Origin of the sequence: Francisella sp. 19S2-4, from assembly GCF_036281795.1 — a bacterium.
Classification (GTDB): domain Bacteria; phylum Pseudomonadota; class Gammaproteobacteria; order Francisellales; family Francisellaceae; genus Francisella.
This window is the reverse complement of record NZ_JAWUZH010000029.1, coordinates 1-20297: the sequence shown is the minus strand read 5'-3', so window position 1 is coordinate 20297 and position 20297 is coordinate 1. Positions and strand designations below refer to the sequence as shown.

Here is a 20297-nt window from a genome sequence, read left to right as displayed (position 1 = left end):
ATGTCATTAAAACATTTTCTATACAAGATATATGGTATTTTTTTAGTCTATTTCTTTAATTAACTGTTGATATATAGCATATAGTTTGTTAGCTGAAGCGCTCCAGCTAACATCCTGTTGCATAGCTGTCTTTCTAACCTTGCGCCAATCTACTTTGCGATCATATAATGCAAAAGCTCTACGAATAGCTCGTTTATAGTCTTCTACTGTAAACTTCTCAAAGACAAACCCAGTTGCTGTATTATCATCTAAATTTTCTAAAGATGTATCTGTAACAGTATCTGCTAAACCTCCGACTTTATGAACAAGAGGTAATGTCCCATATACTAATCCATATAGTTGAGTCAGTCCACAAGGCTCAAATCGAGAAGGAACCAATATAACATCACAAGCTGCTACAATTTCATGAGCGTAATTCTCATCGTAACCAATTTGTACAGATACAGAATGTGGATATTTTTCTGCTATAGATTTAAACTCATCTTCTAAGATACGATCGCCACTGCCAAGTAATACAAGCTGACCACCTTTAGATAGAACTTCCTCCAAACCAGCAATAACCAAATGCAAACCTTTTTGCTCTGTCAAACGACTAACTAAGCCAAATAAAGGTGCTGTATTTTGAACTTTAAGACCTTTAGATTTCTGTAAGAATGATTTGTTTTTTGCTTTACTAATAGCAACAGATTCTTTAGAGTATTTGTTTTTTATAACAGGGTCTATACGAGGATTCCAAACATTAGGATCTACACCATTTAAGATACCGTATAAATCACTTTTTCTCTTAGATAATAATCCATCCAAACCACAGCCTTGTTCATGTGATTGGATCTCTTTTGCATACGTTGGACTAACAGTTGTAATTTTATCAGCAAAATGCAAACCTGCTTTTAGAAAAGATATCTGCCCATAAAACTCCATACCATCCATATCCAAAAAGCTTTTCGGTAAACCTAACTCAGGAAAAATATGCATCGGGAAAAGCCCCTGATATGCCAAATTATGTATAGTAAAAACTGATTTTACATTTTTTATCCCTGTAGTTATCTCTGCTGCTTTTAAATATGCAGGCACCAAACCTGAGTGCCAATCATGGCCATGTACGATATTAGGAATCCACTGACAATCCAAGCCCTTTACTAACTCTGCAGCAACCCATCCTAATAGTGCAAACCTTTTATAATTATCAGCATATTCATTATTATTTTTATCTGTATAAGGATTTCCTGGACGATCATATAATCCTGGAGCATCAATTACATATATTTGTATTTTTGTATTAGGAATTTTGGCTAAAAATATAGATACATTATCATCAAATATCGTTGATAATTCGATTAGAAGTTCTTTCTTTTCAACACTTCCCATAAATGCAGGAAAGCCTGGAACCAATACCCTGCTATCAACACCCATTTCTGATAACGCAGGAGGTAATGCCGCTGTAACATCTGCAAGACCTCCTGTTTTTAGTAGTGGATATAACTCACTACAGACATGTAAAACTCGCATGATTTTCTCTTATATTCTATTAACTTATTTTATTAACTTATCAATCATAGGCTTAGTAACTAAAACTACACCTTTATCGGTTCTAAAGAAGTTTTTAGCATCTTCTTCAGGGTTCTCACCAATAACCATACCATCCGGAATGTCACAACCTCTATCAACAATAACTTTTTTCAGACGACAATTTTCACCAACAACTACATCTGGCATAATTACCGACTGTTCAATAGTACAATGTGATAAAATTCTTACATTCGAAAACATTAATGTCTTAGATAGCTCTGAACCAAGAACTATACATCCACCAGAAGCTAAAGTATTTGTAATAACACCATTATTACCTTTTTCATCTGGTACAAATTTAGCTGGAGGTAACTGTTCTTGAGCTGTCCAGACTGGCCAATCTTTATCATAAAGGTTTAGCTCTGGCATATTAGCTACTAAATCAAGGTTTGCTTCCCAAAAAGCATCTATTGTACCAACATCTCTCCAATATGGCTTAATACCATCTCCTCTAGGCACACATGACATACTAAATGGATGAGCTAAAGCTTGCTCTTCTTTTACTATCCTTGGGATTATGTCTTTACCAAAATCATGACTTGATTCTTTATTAGCTATATCTTCTTCAAGAAGATCGTATAAGTAATCAGAGTTAAAAATATAAATTCCCATACTAGCTAAGCATCTATCTGGATCACCTGGTATTGTAGGAGCATCTTTTTGTGGTTTTTCAATAAAGCTTGTCACTTTACGCTCTTTATCAATACCCATGATACCGAAAGCAAAAGCTTCCTCTTCAGGTATTTCAACACATCCTACTGTACACTTATAGCCACTTTTTACATGGTCACGTAACATTACAGAATAATCCATTTTATAAATATGATCACCAGCTAGTACAACTATGTATTCTGGAGAGTATGAACGTAAAATATCAATGTTTTGATAAACAGCATCAGCTGTACCACGATACCAGTGCTCTTCATCAACCCTTTGCTGAGCTGGGAGTAAATCTACGAACTCATTTAATTCACCTCGTAAAAATCCCCACCCTCGCTGTAAATGACGTAATAATGAATGAGACTTATATTGAGTCACAACACCTATTTTACGTATTCCAGAGTTTAGGCAGTTTGATAAAGCAAAATCTATAATTCTAAGCTTACCTCCGAAATAAACCGCAGGTTTTGCACGAGTATCAGTCAGATTATATAATCGTGATCCACGTCCACCAGCCAAAACTAATGCCATTGCTTTTTTATACAATTGATGAGAACTATTAGGGTTATCCATATCTTACTATCTCCTATTTTTAAAAAAATCTTTATGATTAAGTTATAACAGTTGGTTCCTTCATCCCTGTCAAAGATTTAACATTTGTCAGAGCTTCTGCAGCATCTATCAAATCTGCCAACGCTTGCTGTGTTGGAATATCAAATTTATTAGTATCTGCTTCATATTTTTCTAAATACACTCTTAAAGTAGCTCCTTGTGTTCCAGTACCTGATAATCTAAATACTATACGCGAACCATCTTCTAGGATAACTCTTATACCCTGATGGTTTGAAACTGAGCCATCAATGGGATCTTTATAGCTAAAATCATCGGCTAGTTTCACATTTTGGCCACAAAGTTTACTTCCTTGTAAATCTACAACTCTCTCTCTCAGAGAAATCATAATTTGATTTGCAATCTCACTATCTATTGCTTCATAGTCATGCCTAGAATAGAAATTTCTTCCAAACTTTTGCCAATGCTCAACTACCAATTCATCTATGTTCTTATCTGTTGCTGCTACTAAATTTAACCAATATAAAACAGCCCAAACACCATCTTTTTCACGAATATGATCAGATCCCGTTCCATAGCTTTCTTCACCACATAAAGAGATTTCTCCAGCATCAAGAAGATTACCAAAAAATTTCCAACCTGTAGGTGTTTCATAGCATGGTATATTAAGATAATCAGCCACTCTATCAACAGCCATAGATGTTGGCATTGATCTTGCAACACCTTTAATTCCTTTTGAGTATGCAGGTATAAAATTGGCATTTGCAGCCATTATTGCCAAACTATCTGATGGCGCTACATCAATTTTCTTACCAACAATCATATTTCTATCGGCATCTCCATCAGATGCTGCCCCAAAATCATAAGCTCCACTACGCATATGTGCTACTAAATCGGAAGCATTTACCGGATTAGGGTCAGGATGAAACCCTCCAAAATCCTCTAGAGGTTCTGCATTAACGACAGTTCCAGCAGGAGCATTTAATAAAGTCTCAAAAATATACTTTGCATAAGGCCCTGAAACAGCACTCATCGCATCAAAACGAACTTTAAAACCTTTTGCAAACAGCTGACGCATTTTATCAAAGTCAAATATTTGTTGCATCAACTCAGCATAATCAGCTACGGAATCAATTACTTCCACAGTTGTATTCTCTATCTTATAACTGCCAATCTTACTTAAATCAATAGCATCTTGACTAGCATCACTTATATAGTACTTATCAATATTTTGTGTTTCTTGATAGATTTTTTCTGTAATTTTTTCTGGTGCAGGTCCACCATTTGATATGTTGTACTTTATACCAAAATCACCATTTGGACCACCAGGGTTATGACTTGCTGAGAGGATCACTCCACCAAAAGCTTTGTATTTTCTAATAACACAGCTAGCAGCCGGAGTTGATAATATGCCATTATGCCCAACAATTATTTTAGAAAATTTATTAGCAGCAGCAATACGAATAATAATTTGTATTGCAATTTTGTTGTAATATCTTCCATCGCCACCTACAACGAGTGTTTTACCCTCTTTATTTTCTAAAGAATTAAATGTTGATTGAACAAAGTTTTCTAAATATCCTGGTTGCTTAAATGCTTTAACTTTATTACGTAATCCAGATGTTCCTGGTTTTTGATTAGCAAAAGGTTTTGTTGATACAGTTTTAATTGTCATCTTTTTATTTTACCTTAATGTTTTATTACTGATTAATACGTAACCAATACCACATCAATAAGACTATTATGATATTCATCTTACCACTATCTTTACTAATTTAGAATAATTAATAAACTTATTTATTTATAGATTTTTTCATTGTTTATTTAATTAATTTATTAAGCTGATATAAACTTATTAATACTATAGCTATTAATAATTTGTTAGTATAAAAGATAGTGATTACTTATAAACTTCTTAGCAAAGCTTATTTTTTTATAAGAAGTGTATTTAGTTTTATTTTTTATTAGGAGCTTTTATGAAAAACTTTAAACAGAATTCTGATACAAACACAAACATAAGTGATTTGGACAAGTACTATTTCCATGAAGGTAAACATATCTACGCATATAACTTCATGGGTGCGCATGAGTCAATAGAAGACAAAGTTAAAGGTATAAGGTTCACAACATGGGCTCCTAATGCCAAAAGTATCTGTGTTATTGGTGACTTTAGCTTCTGGGGAATAAATGATAAGTACTATATGACTCCTATTAGTGAGGCTGGGCTATGGAGTGTGTTTATCCCTGAAGCTAAAAATGGTGATAAATACAAATTTATTGTCACGAATAAAGATACAAATCATCAGGTTTATAAGAGTGACCCTTATGCAGTACTTTCTGAATTAAGACCTAATACAGCGTCTATTATCAACACAAATACCGAATATAAATGGCACGATGATAAATGGCTTAAAAAACGTGCTAAAACAAATCACTACGATACTCCAATAAATATTTATGAGCTACATCTTGCATCTTGGAAAACTAAAGATGGTGAGTTTATGAGTTATGATGAAATAGCTGAGACTCTCCCTGAGTATGTAAAGGAAATGGGCTATACGCATGTAGAATTCATGCCTCTTCATGAACATCCTCTAGATGCATCGTGGGGATATCAACCAACTGGTTTTTATTCTGTAAATAGCCGCCATGGTGATCTTGTAGGATTAAAACGCCTTGTAGATAAGTTGCACAATGAAGATGTTGGTGTAATTCTAGATTGGGTTCCTGGACATTTTTGTAAAGACTCACATGGCTTAATAAACTTTGATGGTAGCGCCTGTTATGAATACCAAAACTATAATAAAGCAGAAAATGCAGGCTGGGGCACAAAAAACTTTGATCTAGGTCGAAATGAAGTCAAATGTTTTCTTATCTCAAACGCTATGTATTGGATAAATAAATTTCATATTGATGGAATACGTGTTGATGCTGTATCGAATATCCTATATTTAAACTATGATAGAGAAGATGGACAATGGGAACCAAACATATATGGCGGCCATGAAAACTTAGAAGGAATAGCATTCTTAAAAGAGCTCAATGGTGTCCTTAAACATACTTGCAAAGGTGTCTTAACAATTGCAGAAGAATCATCATCTTGGCCAGATATATCAACCCCTGTTGAAAAAGGTGGACTTGGCTTTGACTTTAAGTGGAATATGGGATGGATGAACGATACTCTAAGATATATTGCTTTAGATCCTGTTTATCGCAAGTATCATCATAACCTAATAACTTTCTCTATGGTATATCACTACTCTGAGAAATTCATCTTATCAATATCTCATGATGAAGTCGTTCACGGTAAAAAGTCTCTAATCAATAAAATGTGGGGAGACTTGTGGAATAAATATGCAGGCCTACGCTTGTATATGACGTATATGATAGGTCACCCTGGTAAAAAGTTAATCTTCATGGGCAGTGAGTTTGGACAGTTTGTCGAATGGCGCGAATATGAGCAATTACAATGGCAAGTTATCGATCAATATGATGCACATAAACAAACGCTAATATTCTTCAAAGATCTAAATGATTTCTATCACTCTGAAACAGCTCTATGGGAATGTGACTATGATCATCATGGTTTTAAGTGGATAGATGCAAATAACTCAGATCAAAGTATTCTATCTTTTATAAGAAGCGACAAAACTGGTAATCATTTGATTTTTATATGCAACTTTACACCTGAAGTGTATTATGACTATCATTTAGGAGTTCCTAAAGCAGGATCATATAAAGAAGTGTTTAATTCAGATAGTACTGAGTTTGGTGGCTCTGGGCAAATTATTGAAGAAGAAATATTTACTTCACCAGAAAGTTCTCATGGCTTTGATCAAAGAGTAACTATCAAAATTCCTCCTATGGCTACTTTAGTTCTAAAACCTGTAGCTTCCAAAAAATAAATTACGTATATTTTAATTGAAAGAGAATTATATATTATATGCAAACAATAGACCAAAACATATGGATTCAAGACAAAGATGGAAACTTTAAATTACTAAAAGTTAACCATGATATTAGTCTAGATTTTGAAACAAATAGTATTAGATTTAGAATACAAGCTTATGGTTTTTTACATGGGTATGTTATCGGAAAATTTAATAACTGGGAAAAACAAGAAGACCTTAAACTGAACTGGACTGTAGATAATGATGATGGTAGCTTATGGCTAACTAAAGATATACTTTCTATAGATAATCTTATCCCTGGTACAAATCAATACTCATTTATATTGGTTGATTTAGAGGGCAATGAGTTTAAAGTTTCAATAAATGATAATGATTTTATTCCTCTAAGCTTCAATTGGCTCGTTAACTCAAATAGGCTAGAAATTAAATCATCTGAGAATTTTATAGCTTTAGGGTATAAAGTTGATTTAGTAGCTGTTACAAGATCTGTTACTCAACGTTATAATATTGTTGATGTCGACTGGCAAGTTTCTCCTAAGAATTCTCATATACATATTACTGAGAATAAGCTCTTTGTTGATCCAAGTATTAGTAATGAAATATCCCAAATCAATGTAAAATGCTTTAGTAAACAAGATCCATCTATTAGTGCAGAGAAAAGCTTTGAAATAGTTAGAGAACAAAGACAAGGAACTCTAGTGCATTTCATTAAAAAAGATGGTCAGTATCATGGAGAAAATTTTAGTTGGGACTTATGGACTTATAGTGAAGATCAATCAACTGAAATAGTTTTTTTATCTAGTCAAAGTGATTTTGGCGTTTATGCCTTATGTAATAAAGATAATGTTATAGCTAGAAAGAAAACTTGGAGTATGTACTGGCATAATGAATGGAGTGAACAAACTAACTCTTTTGATATTTCTGAGAGATGCAATAACTATTATATTATTCAAGGTGATGCTCAGATCTATACTTCTCTAGTTGATGTTATAAATAGAACAAACCCTAGAATTGAGTATGCTGTTATGGATCAATGCGATAAAATCAAAGCATACTTATCAGATAAGCCACAAGTTGGAACACTTTTTGAACTATGGATAAACTCAAACAAAGCTAGTAATGTTGATATTATTGTAAAAGAAAAATCTCAACAAATAGTTTTCTCAAACCTCCCTGAAGATATAAGAGGTTCAGATCTAATTGAAATTCGTGCAAATAATACTTTTTTACCAACAAAAGTATTAATGAGGAATTATCTGGATAAATTCATTTATCCTAAAAATGATATGGGTGTGATCTTTAATAAAGATACAATTTCGTTAAGATTATGGGCTCCAACTGCTAAAAAAGTTGAAGTACTCTTATACAATAAAGATTTACCTAACAACAATAGTAATCAGTCTGATTTTTCATATGAACTAAAACCAGAATTAGAGTACGGAACTCATCATATAGAAATAAGCCGTAAAAATTACGAAAATAAATACTATCTATATAGATTATATTTTGATGATCTAGACCCTAGAGGAAATAAATATACTAGAATAACTTATGCTGTTGACCCTTATGCTTGTGGCTTAGGAATCAATGGAGATAGTGGTTTCTTAGTTGATTTAAATAATCCTAACTTAATGCCAGAAGAATGGTTAGAAGATAAATCTCAGAATGTAACTGATAAAGATAGTGCTATTCTTTATGAAGTACACTTACGTGATTTTACAATAAGTCCAGAAAGTGGTGTAACAGAAAACATTCGTGGAAAATTCCTTGGTGCTGTAGAAGAAAATACTGTTTATACAGATGGTAATACACAAGTATCAACAGGGATTGATAGTCTAGCTGAGCTAGGTATTACACATGTTCATTTACTGCCTATTTTTGATTTTTCATCCGTTGATGAGAAAAGAATTGATGAAGAAGATAATAGAAATTGGGGCTATGATCCAAAAAACTATAATGCTCCAGATGGTAGTTACTCAATAAACCCTTATGATCCAAATCAACGAATCAAAGGTGTTAGAGAAATGATTCTAAAGTTCCATCAAAAAGGTATTGGTGTAGTTATGGATATGGTCTACAACCATATGACTGATACAACCAACTTGGATAAAATTGTACCTAAATACTATTTTAGAACTGATGAGTTAGGAAACTTCACTAATGGCTCAGGCTGTGGTAATGAATTAGCAACAGAGCGTCCAATGGTTAGTAAATTTGTCCAAGACTCAGTTGTTCACTGGATTAAAAACTATAAAATAAATGGTGTACGTTTTGATCTAATGGAACTAATAGATCTGGATACCATAAAAAATATAGTTAAAAAAGTAAAACAAGTTGATCCTAATGTAATAATATATGGCGAACCTTGGAAGGCTGATTATTCACCATTAACAAATGGTACTCATCGAGGCACGCAAAGAAATCAAGATTTCTCAATATTTAATGATTCATTTAGAGATGCTATTCGTGGTAATAATAATCCTGGTAAAGGCTTCATAAATGGTGATCCTCATAACCCTGAAAGTATCGGCAATGTTATCGAAGGTTTAAGAGGCTCTATCCATAACCTAACTGACAAACCAAATGAATCTATTAACTATGCTGATGCTCATGATAACTATACATTATGGGATCAGGTTGAAAAAAGTCAAAACTATAATATAGCTATAAATGGTTATAGAAAAAATATTCCAAATGACATTTTTGAAAGTTCCTTTGTTCGTCAAAATGCTTTAGCTTTAGGTATAATACTAACTGCTCAGGGGATACCATTCCTTCATGGTGGTGTAGAATTCTTAAGAACAAAACAAGGAGATCATAATAGCTATAAAAGTGGCGATGCAATAAATGCTTTTCATTGGTCAGATAAGTTATATTACAAAGATTTCTTTAATTATGTTAAAGGTTTAATAAAACTGCGAAAAGAACACCCTGCTTTTAGAATAAATGATAGAGAAATTATTGATAAAGACCTAAATATAACAACTGCCCATCATGATAATAAATCTGGTGTTATTATTTCTCACTTTAAAAACTATACTAATGGCGATAGCTGGAAAGATATTGTTGTAATATATAATGCTACAGCTATTGATAATTATGAGATAAATGATCTTCTACCAAAGCCTGATAGCAAAGTATGGCATATTGTAGCAAATCACAAACAGGCTGGCACAGATACTATACAAAAAGTTAATATTGGTGAACTTCCAAAACTAAAATCTCACTCATTAATGATTATCCATAGTTAATTAAATAATAGGTCAAAACATATGTCGAATATATTTAAAATTCCTTTAAATAATAAAACTAAATTTTTACTCTCAACATCTAGTAGCAACTCATCAATAACTAGGCATAATACTGCTATACAAAAATTAGGATTAAATCTTTGCTATTTCACATTTGAAGGAGAAATCTCAGCGAAAACTTATACTGATGCTATTAAGGCTCCTTTTATAAATGGTGGAACTGTTACCGCGCATAATGGTCTAAAGTCAAAAGTAATTCCTTTCTTAGATTATGTCGAACCTCTTGCTCAACAAACCTTAGCTGTAAATACCATCATAAATAAAGATGGAAAACTCTATGGTTATAATACAGATTGTCATGGTTTACAAATTGCTCTGACCAAAGGTATAAAAGAATCCAATAAAGATATAAAAAATGCGGTGATCTATGGTAATGGTGGTGTCTCTGGTGTTGCTTTTAAAGTACTACAAGATTTAGGTATCAAAGTAACTATCATAGGTAGAAATGCTGAAAAAGTAGCTCAAAAGAGAAAAGAGCTTGGTATAGAAAATATACCTCACTTTGAAGGGCCTTATGATCTAGTAGTCGATGCAACCCCTATTTCATCATCCCCTGATCTAGAACAAAACTCTCAATTTATGTATTTAGTTAAAAATGCAAAAATAGTATTTTGTCATGCTATGCCTGAAAAGGATAATAAAAAAAATCATCTATTAGAGTACTGCAATAAAAATAATATTTTCTATATTTCTGGTGAAGATATGTATATTGCTCAGCTTATAAAACAATATATGATTTATTTTGAAAACCTTAATCAAAAGAAAATCTCCGAAGAAGATATTATTGAAGCTTGGAATTTATAAAGACTTAAGAGTTTTTCTTTAAAATATCTAACCAATTAGAATAAAAAGTTATCTTATCATTCTGCCAAGAATAATCTATATTTCCATCAGCATTATAATAGTTATCAGGTTCCGCTATATTATTAATTGCCTTATCTCTTAGATATTCGGCTTCTAAAGTATTTTTATTATATTCTAAATGATTAAACATATATGTAATATCATGAGTTTTATCTACCAGACAATCCAAACCATCTACAGGAGACGCTAAAATAACATCTGTATATTTTAAAACATTATTATCTTTTATCATTGTTTGTCTTGATACACATGCTTTAAGCTGTCCATCTATACCTTTTAGCAAAGGATGATCTTGGTTAACTAACTTATGTTCATATACTCCAAATAATTTATGGTCCAAACATTCTTTTTTAATATCATAAAGATAGTTTAAACCTGCTTGAGCAGCCCAGCAAACTAGCATCAATGATAAGTTGTGTTCAAGACTTTTTGAAATAATCTCACAAACTTCCTTATAAAAATCAACATCATCAAATTCTAATAACTCAACAGGTGCACCAGTAATAACAATTCCATCAAGTTCTTCAAAATTATAATCTTGCCAATTAGCATAATTTTCATCTAAATAAGTTTTATCTACTCGAGTAGTTGGCCTTACTAAAGAATGAAAAAATACAAAATCAACAATTGTAGAGCTATTTTGGGAAAGTACTTCTCTCCACTGCTTTTCAGTTTCTTTCACAGTTGGCATTAAATTAACAACCGCTATACGAAGATGCTTAATACTAGTATTCTTAAAACTAATTTTACTTGAGAAATCTATCTTCAAGTCTGTAAAATACTCAGATGACTTTTTCACTTTCACTCTCATCCCTCACCTCCACATACTCTAAAGCCTGTTTTAAGTCTTCAATTAAATCACTTGGATCTTCTAAACCTACAGATAATCTAACTAAACCATTAGATATTCCTGATTGTGATTTTTCTTCTTCACTTAATTGAGAATGAGTAGTTGATGCTGGATGTATAATCAAACTTCTAGCATCACCAATATTAGCACAATGAGTAAACAGTTTTGTCTGCTCAACAAGATTCTTTCCTGCCTCAAAACCACCTTCTAACTCTATTGTTAAAAGACCAACCACACCTTTAGTAAAATATTTACTAGCTAAAAGATTATAAGGAGAATTCACTAATCCAGCATAGTTTACTTTCTTAACTTTTGGATGAGCATTTAAAAATTTTGCCACTATCTCAGCATTCTTAACATGTCTATCTAATCTTGCGCCTAATGTCTCTAAACCTTGAATTGCTAAAAATGCAGTATGTGGACTCAGAGTTGCTCCAATATCTCGTAAACCAACGGCTATACCCCTGACAGTAAATGCCAGATTGCCAAATGACTTAGCAAAAGAGATATTACTATAAGAAGAATCAGGCTTTGATAATAAAGGAAACTTATCATTAGCTGCCCAATCAAATTTACCACTATCAATAACTGCCCCGCCAACTATCGAACCATTACCACTTAGATATTTTGTTAAAGAATAAGAAACAATATCTGCGCCATGCTCTAGTGGATTTATTAAATAAGGTGTAGCAACCGTATTATCCACAATTAATGGAATACCTGCTTCATGAGCAATTTCTGCAAGAGCTTTGATATCTGCAATAACCCCAGAAGGGTTTGATTGTGATTCAATATAGAGTACTTTTGTATTATCTTGAATAGCATTTCTAACTTCATCAAGTTTGTTTATATCAACTAATGTTGACTGCCAACCAAACTGTCTAGGAAATGTATGTGTAAGCTGAGTTACAGATCCTCCATATAAGTATTTTGAAGCGACTATATGATCGCCACTTTGTAATAAATTTAGTAATATCAAAAATTGAGCTGCATGTCCTGATGAACAAGCAAAACCACCTGCTGCACCATGTAAGCTCGCCAATCTTGAAGCATACTCATCTACTGTTGGGTTAGTTAAGCGTGAATATATACTTCCAAATTCTTCTAATGCGAAGAGCTTCGCAGCATGCTCTGTACTTTCAAATACAAAGCTAGATGTTTGATGTATAGGTGTTTGTACAGAACCACTCTTTTCTGGTATCGAGCGATGTACGGCTAAAGTTTCTAAAGAATATTTACTCATAGTTTTCTCCTACTTATAAGACTCTTTAGCTTGGGAAAAATCTGTGAGATGGAGGATGGATATCCAGCACCCTTTTAGCAGATTATTTTTCGTGTCCGCAAGCTGAGTTATCAAATCAACACGTTTATAAGCCTTAGCTTATAGTCTCTATGAAATTTCTTTCATACTTTTTAGCATAGTCTTTAGAATTATTATTGTCAAATGGTTATACGCCTCTTTTTAAATTTTTTTAAGATATGCTTTTCACAAATAAAAACTTGTTTATCTATGATTTAAAGCCTAATTTGGATTTTAGTTTTGAAATAAGCACAGGAATAAGTATATCTTTTTGCATTTGTTTCCATGGTTTAATAACAGCTTGTTTAAATGTTTCTCTTTGCCATAGAGCTTCTGTATATTTCTTTATACATTCACTATCACCCCACAAATACTCCCCAAGATTTAAAAAATCTAATCGCCATAAAAATATGCCTAGATAAATATCCATAGCAGAGAATTCTTTACCTAGAGCAAACTCTCCTTCATGATTTTCTAAATATTCTCCTAATTTAGATATAGCTTGTTTTGTATCTTCTAAGGTTTGTTCCATTAACTTTGAGTCACGAAGAATACTATTTGTTTTCGCAACTGTTTTAAGCTTATTTTCAAAGGCTAATCTTAAAAAGAGATCATCCGAATACTCTTTTATTCGTTTCTCTAAAATTTCAATCTTATGTTGATGCCCATTTTTTGAAAGATACCTAAACAAAAAAGGCCTTTTAGCAACTGATACATCGCCAAAAGTTAAAACTTCTGAATTAATTCTATCGACTAACGTTTGTAGATATTTAAATTCTTTTTGTAGTTCTTTATCAATAGGAAATAATGAAGCATTTATAGAAAAATATTTATCTACGAATTGTGCTATATTATAAGCATTATTTGTTACCTTACCATCTATAACAAGTATAGGTACAACACATAAAGGAGATATTCTTACAAATTCCGGATCATATTGTTGGCATGCATTATTTACTAAAATGATATGACTCTCGTACTTAGCATTCTTCTCAACTAATGCTTGTCTAGCAATCTGTGAATAAAGTGATCCTGGAAAATGATAAAGATGTACTCCCTTTTGTGAAGCGTATTTACTATATTTTTGAGTAAAGATCTTTTCTTTTAGATCTTGAGCACTATACTTAAATTCGTTCATCAATTAAGCTCCCCACAACGAATATACTCTCAGTATTACAAATAAAACTGCACTTGTCATCTTAAACTAATATTTTTAGGCTCGAATAATAAACAGTATCTAGATTAATTTTTTCTGTATAAACCTAGACTTGAGATAATTAAGATAGTTTTTCTTTTGTAATAGATCTAGCGCCAAGCTCCTTGACAATATAATCATATAAGGCTCGATGCACTTGATATGTAGGATGAACATGATCCCAGAATGCATAGTCTTGAGGATTGTTACACATACTTCCAGTATAACTTGCATCTATAATACTCTGCATTGATGATTGATCTAATAGTTCATTCATTTTGACTCTATAAGTATTTTTAGTTTCTAAATCATCATATGCTTCATTTATTTTAGCTTTCTCAGATAAGAAATATCCTCCTAGCCAACATGAATCTTTAATATGCTTTAAGCTTATATTTGCATGATATTTTTTATTAAAATTTTTTGTATTATTTACCATTTGACTAAACAATGGTGCAATATCTATAAACTTCATATGATGTTCATCAGCATATTTTCTTAAAATCTTATTATGCTTTATATATATTTCTTTTAGAACTTTCTCATTCTTTAGAGATTTTGACTCTCCTGTGATACTAAGGTCAGGTAATCCAACAATAACTGTTTTTTTAACAGCTACTTTTTCAATAGCCGATATAATGCCATCAGTAACTTGTTTTACTGCATTGTCAATATTATCCATTTTAGGATTAGATGTTAAATAATCATTCCCTCCGACAAAGAAAATAGCTAGTTTATCTCTAATATCATCATTAGATGCTAAATTAAGATATAAAGATACCTGATCATCTAGTACATATGGAGTCGTATTATTAGCCCATTCCGGAAATACTATAACTGAACTACCTCCAACAGCATAGTTATTCACAGAAATATTATTTAGGTAAAGCCTATTTGCAAACTGCGCTGACCATACCTCACCATTAGAGAACATTCCTCTATAATAAGGGGTCGATTTTGGTAATAATTGTAATGAATACTTATAAAGATTTCCTCTATCACTTAGACTATCACCAAATATCAGTATTTTCTTTACACTAAACAAGAGACTATCAAATATATCAATCTCTTTATGACAAGCTGAAACTGTAAAACTTGGCTTTATTAGACTTCCATTTAAGAGAGTCTCTATATTGACAGAATAATTAGTCCAATAGTATTCATAATTATTATTGTGCAATCTATGATTTACTTCTATATTTCCAACGGCATCCTTAAATAAGGCTTTATTTGCTCCTTTCTCACCAAAATAAAAAAATGCATTTGATAACTCATACTTAACAGAGCCGTATGAATCTTGTGATTTATAACTTATCTCATAGTGAGATGTTGTTGATATTAGAAAATTATCATTAGATAATTCTTTAGTTATGTAATATTGATATGGTTTAACTACTTTCTCAAAACTAGTCTTTTTATTTGTATCTGTAATAATAAAAGTTGCATCTGTACTACAGTTATTTTCTAGCATTAAGTGAGTGTGAGCATATCCAAATAAATAATCTATAGATATAAAAGTAAGAAATAATGAACTAACTATTTTAAGAATATTATTTATCACATTAGATTACATACATAATTACATAATACTAATTCTAGCAAGACTCAATCATAAGTTATAGCTTCACCAGGCTATTATTTTTAATAAACTCTATTATTTCATCTTTATATCCAAAGCATATACCAACAGCTGTATCAGCCGCGCCATAATATATAGCAATTTTATTATCATCACATAAAGCTGCGCATGGAAATACAACATTTGGTACATCTCCTGCAAGCTCATATGGTGCTGCCGGAGCTAATAAATATGGTTTTGTGCGATATAAAACTTTATCTGGATTCTGTAAATCTAGAAGTGCTGCTCCCATTGAGTAGCGAAAGCCATTACAAGTATTAATTACTCCATGATAAAAAATCAACCAACCATCATCTGTTTTTATCGGAACTGATCCAGCTCCTATTTTAGTACATTGCCAAGCACTTTGATCAAAAGGTGTAACTTTCATTACACAGCGATGCTCTCCCCAATATTTCATATCAGGGCTATAACTTATATAAATATCTCCAAATGGAGTATGGCCATTATCACTTGGGCGACTAAGCATTGCGTATTTTCCATTGATTTTTTCTGGAAACAACACACCATTCCTATTGAAAGGTAAAAATGCATTTTCACACTGATAGAATTTCTTAAAATCATAAGTATATGCTATGCCAATAGTTGGACCATGATAACCATTACACCATGTTATCCAATATCTATCCTCAATCCATGTAACTCGAGGATCATACTTATAGTCAGAGTCTATCATTTCAGTATTTCCACAATCCATAATAATTGGATCATGATTTATATCCCAATTGATACCATCTTTACTAAATCCTGCATGTATATTCATCTGCACAGCTTTATTATCACAACGAAAAACCCCAGCAAAACCATTTTCAAAAGACACTACAGCACTATTAAAAATACTATTTGATGTTGGAATAGCATAACGTTGTATTATGGGATTAGCAGAGTACCTCCAAATGACATCGTGACATCCTTCAGGTTTTGACTCAAATGGTATATTTAATTCCTCAAATTTCATTATAAAATCCTTAACTTCACTTATAATTTACTATCTATTTTGTTATCTGAATATCGATATGGTACAAAGTATGTCACTAAAAATGCTGGAATAGTAGCAAATAAAACACCTATAAAGAACCATTTATAACCTAGCAAATCACTAAGATAACCACTTAACATAGATGGAAACATAAACCCTAGATTCATTATTGATGATGCAAAAGCATAATGTGCCATCTTATATTTACCTAGTGCAACCTGTTGCATCATAAATAAAATCAATCCAACAAATCCAAAACCATAACCAAAATACTCTAATACAACACAGCTCGAGATAATATAGTAGTTACCAGTTTGAGTGAATGCTAAGTACGCATAAACTGCAAAAGGTATGTTAAAACAAGATACTAAAACCATTCTAGAGTTTCTCAACCCTCTCTTAGCAATAAAATACCCGCCACCAATAGAACCAAAAACAAACGCTGCCGTACCAAAAGTCCCATATATCAAGCTATATTGTTCTGTAGATAAACCTAATCCTCCTGCACTAACCGCAGATATAGAAAATAACGGAGCTATCTTAATAGCAAATCCTTCGGCAAAGCGATAAAAAATTATAAAAACAATAAACCAAATAATATGTTTCTTCTTAAAAAAAGTTACTACAACATCTTTAAAAACGCTCAGACTCTGCTTAAATGATTTATCTTGCAAATTATTTGCTTCTTCTTTTGGTAATACTAAAAGATGGTATAGGGATAGTACAAACATCAATACTGCAAAAACAACCATCGTAACTTCCCAAGCTTTTACAGCTCCTAGTTGATTTTGCAAACTTCCTGCCAAATATATTAAAGGCCCTGCAGCAATAATTTTTGCAATGTTATAAAATGCTCCTTGCCAACCTATATATTTTGCTTGAGTTTTAGAGTCAAGAACATTTATATAAAGTCCATCAGTAGCAATATCATTTGTGGATCCCATAAATGCCACTATTGCTAACAAAGCTATTGAGTACCTAAAAAAACCATTTAATGGCAAAGATAGCGCTACAAAAATAAATGTCAATGCCACAATAAATTGCGCAATAACTACAATATATTTTTTATACCTAAATATTTCTAAAAAAGGACTCCAAAAAGGTTTCAGACTCCATGGTAAAATTAAAAGTCCTGTCCAGAATGTAATTTGCGCATCATTTATGCCTAAGTTTTTATACATAACAGATGATACTTGTGCAATAAATATAAATGGAAATCCCATCGCAAAATAGGCACTTAATATCCAAGTAATAGGTGTCTTTTTATTAAGCATAAGAGTCTACTTTTAGAAAATCATAAAAATAAATATAGCAATATATCTGCTGTTAATCTATAAATGCAAGATATAACTAATTTTTATCAATCTCTCTCATCAATCTATCAGTTTCGCTCAAAGCTACGATTATCTTTTGATAATGTAAGATGTCTTCAAAACCTAACTCCTTACCCTTACGATCCTTGAGCCATTTTTGAGCCGGTTGATAACCACCAATATAGAAATTCCAAGCTACTTCTGGAACATTATCAAAATACTGCTCTTTATTGATATAAACCTTACCATCTTTATAGACTGGTTTGTCGACAATATTATCGCCATCTATTGGATAACTTGTGATGAAATCTGTAACTACTGGCGACTCTAGTAAATGTATTTGGCGAAGCTGACTACCTAGCTCTACCAATTGCCAAAAAGTATCTATAGTTGGATATGGTACGCGTGGAAAGTCAATTTTGAGAAACTCTTTGTATTTCTCACGGTAGCTAGGACTGTGTAGTATTGCATAGATGTAGTCGAGTATGTCTATTGGGGCAAAGTTTTTTAAAACTACCCCGTCAGTCTGCGACTGCCACCCCTTCATATCTGAAGGGGAATTAACACCGCCGTCATTCCCGTATAGACGGGAATCTCTTGCATTATTGCTAGTATCTGTGAGATACCCGCCTTCGCGGGTATGACAGTTATTTTCGGCGGGGTGTGGCTCAGACACAAACTTCAAGCCAAGACTCTTTTCAATCTCCTTGACAATGCTCATATCTAAATTTGGTACTCTGCTAGAGTCTAGTGAATCGTCGTCTGGATAGAGGTATAGTGGAAAGATAGAGTTGGAATCATAAGCACTTGCTAATTTATGGGCGATTATATTTTTTGAAATAAAAAATGCATGATCTTCTTTATTTATCTTAGGAATAACCAAACCAACATTATCGACTTTAAGCATGTGTTTCATTATTTTTGCACGCTTATCTGTTGTTTGACTATCGATTTGTATCTTTGTCTTGGTAGTATCTGCTAGACCTTGACTTAGTCCAAACTCTGATTTTAGCACCTCATCAACCGCTCGCACGATAAAGCTAACTACAGGTTGTGGCGTATACCAAACTCCTTTTGCCTTTCTAAGCTTAGAATCATATTCAGATAGAAAATCCTCATAGAAATGCACTATCGGATCTTGTGTTTTAGTAGTTCTACCAAATTTTGAAAGTATCTTGCGTAAATCTACAGCACGGAATACATCCGCCAAATTATCTACTGTATGCTTAATCCTATCATCAATATTTGTACCTGCGACATAGTCAAACAGCATTCTCAAAAATGGATTTGTTTTTGGTATTTTCTCAGTAGCCTCTTGACGCGAGAAAGTATCGAGAACTTTATCATGATACCTTGCAGCAAACATCCCATACGCTAGAGTTTGTGCATAAATATCAGCAAATCCCTTTGGTGTTAGGTCATGGATTAGGATATTTTTGAAAGTCTCATATTGTGATCTTAAGCCACTATTTTGCTCAGCTTCAATATCTTTATTTAGCGCATTTTCTAGAGTATTTTGCAATAATCTTGCCTTGGCTGCCATCATCCCAGCCAGTTTCTTTGGCGAACGGATAGTTTGACCTATATAAGTACAGAAATCTTTAATTAGATTTTCAAACTGTTGGAAATTCTTAGCAATTGGTTTAATCTCACCATCTTCAATATTCGCTATTTTGATCTCCGTAACTAGTTCATTTTCTTTAAAAAATTGGAAATTGACATAATCTGTAATAATCAAATTATCTAAAGCCTTACGATAGCGACTAAACTGCTCTTTGTAATTTTTAGAATCTAAATCTTTACCAATATCTTTTGCCTCGATATAACCAATCGGAATATCTTTTTTGGTAATTACATAATCAGGGTTACCACAATCTGTAATCTTTGCTGGCTCATTTGTAACATCAACATCTTTAACTAAAGAAACAATTAAATCCTCTAAATCTTTACGATATGTGTGTTCACTAGATATGCCAGTTTTGTAGCGTTTGTTAAGTTGCTCAAGATATTGCTGAGTTGTCATTTAAATTTATACAAAAATTAGAAATACTATACAGAATTATAAAGACTGTTGAATAAATCTTTCAATTTCTATGAATAGGAATATTTTTGCTATTTTTAGTAAAAACTTAGCCT

At 32.4% G+C, this 20297-nt stretch carries 13 protein-coding genes and 1 riboswitch; of the genes, 3 read left to right on the top strand and 10 right to left on the bottom strand.

Annotated features, from left to right (window positions below; translation table 11 throughout):
- Positions 1-42: 42 nt before the first annotated feature.
- Genes glgA through R8535_RS07300 form a run of 3 tightly spaced genes read right to left on the bottom strand, consistent with a single transcriptional unit; the run spans position 43 to position 4474 of the window.
- Positions 43-1509 (bottom strand): glycogen synthase GlgA, encoded by a 1467-nt coding sequence (gene glgA / locus R8535_RS07310; protein WP_329497902.1) that lies wholly within the window; start codon positions 1507-1509, stop codon positions 43-45.
- 24 nt (positions 1510-1533) lie between these two features.
- Positions 1534-2802, bottom strand: a complete 1269-nt coding sequence (gene glgC / locus R8535_RS07305; RefSeq protein WP_329497904.1) for a glucose-1-phosphate adenylyltransferase — start codon at positions 2800-2802, stop codon at positions 1534-1536.
- A gap of 37 nt (positions 2803-2839) precedes the next feature.
- Positions 2840-4474, bottom strand: coding sequence for an alpha-D-glucose phosphate-specific phosphoglucomutase (locus tag R8535_RS07300; RefSeq protein ID WP_329497906.1), 1635 nt, complete (start codon positions 4472-4474; stop codon positions 2840-2842).
- A 301-nt stretch (positions 4475-4775) separates the two neighbouring features.
- Between R8535_RS07300 and glgB the strand changes: the two genes are divergently transcribed.
- The 3 genes from glgB to R8535_RS07285 are packed head-to-tail and all read left to right on the top strand — an operon-like array spanning position 4776 to position 10825.
- A complete protein-coding gene (gene glgB, locus R8535_RS07295; protein WP_329497909.1) occupies positions 4776-6704 on the top strand; it encodes a 1,4-alpha-glucan branching protein GlgB in 1929 nt (642 codons plus the stop codon).
- A 38-nt stretch (positions 6705-6742) separates the two neighbouring features.
- A complete protein-coding gene (gene pulA, locus R8535_RS07290; RefSeq protein ID WP_329497911.1) occupies positions 6743-9961 on the top strand; it encodes a type I pullulanase in 3219 nt (1072 codons plus the stop codon).
- Between the two features lie 21 nt (positions 9962-9982).
- The gene (locus R8535_RS07285) at positions 9983-10825 is read left to right on the top strand and encodes a shikimate dehydrogenase family protein (protein WP_329497913.1); all 843 of its coding nucleotides are present in this window, start codon (positions 9983-9985) and stop codon (positions 10823-10825) included.
- 4 nt (positions 10826-10829) lie between these two features.
- Here the strand turns inward: R8535_RS07285 and R8535_RS07280 are convergent, their stop codons facing one another.
- From R8535_RS07280 to R8535_RS07250, 7 genes are all read right to left on the bottom strand, one after another.
- Complete coding sequence (locus tag R8535_RS07280; RefSeq protein WP_329497914.1) at positions 10830-11696, bottom strand: homoserine O-acetyltransferase/O-succinyltransferase family protein; 867 nt, start codon at positions 11694-11696, stop codon at positions 10830-10832.
- Positions 11668-12978 carry an O-acetylhomoserine aminocarboxypropyltransferase/cysteine synthase family protein gene (locus R8535_RS07275; protein WP_329497916.1) on the bottom strand — a complete coding sequence of 437 codons (1311 nt, stop codon included), beginning with the start codon at positions 12976-12978 and terminating at the stop codon, positions 11668-11670. The genes R8535_RS07280 and R8535_RS07275 overlap by 29 nt, the downstream gene beginning before the upstream one ends.
- 53 nt (positions 12979-13031) lie before the next feature.
- A riboswitch (SAM riboswitch) is annotated at positions 13032-13110 on the bottom strand.
- 133 nt (positions 13111-13243) lie between these two features.
- The gene (locus R8535_RS07270; protein WP_329497918.1) at positions 13244-14173 is read right to left on the bottom strand and encodes a glutathione S-transferase family protein; all 930 of its coding nucleotides are present in this window, start codon (positions 14171-14173) and stop codon (positions 13244-13246) included.
- A gap of 139 nt (positions 14174-14312) precedes the next feature.
- Positions 14313-15791: an SGNH/GDSL hydrolase family protein gene (locus R8535_RS07265; RefSeq protein ID WP_329497921.1), complete on the bottom strand. Its 1479-nt coding sequence runs from the start codon at positions 15789-15791 to the stop codon at positions 14313-14315.
- 55 nt (positions 15792-15846) lie between these two features.
- Complete coding sequence (locus R8535_RS07260) at positions 15847-16827, bottom strand: glycoside hydrolase family 130 protein (protein ID WP_329497923.1); 981 nt, start codon at positions 16825-16827, stop codon at positions 15847-15849.
- A gap of 20 nt (positions 16828-16847) precedes the next feature.
- Positions 16848-18122 (bottom strand): MFS transporter, encoded by a 1275-nt coding sequence (locus R8535_RS07255; protein WP_329497925.1) that lies wholly within the window; start codon positions 18120-18122, stop codon positions 16848-16850.
- Positions 18123-18198: 76 nt separating this feature from the next.
- On the bottom strand, positions 18199-20184 hold the full coding sequence (locus R8535_RS07250; protein WP_329497926.1) for a type ISP restriction/modification enzyme: 1986 nt from the start codon (positions 20182-20184) through the stop codon (positions 18199-18201).
- Positions 20185-20297: the final 113 nt, after the last annotated feature.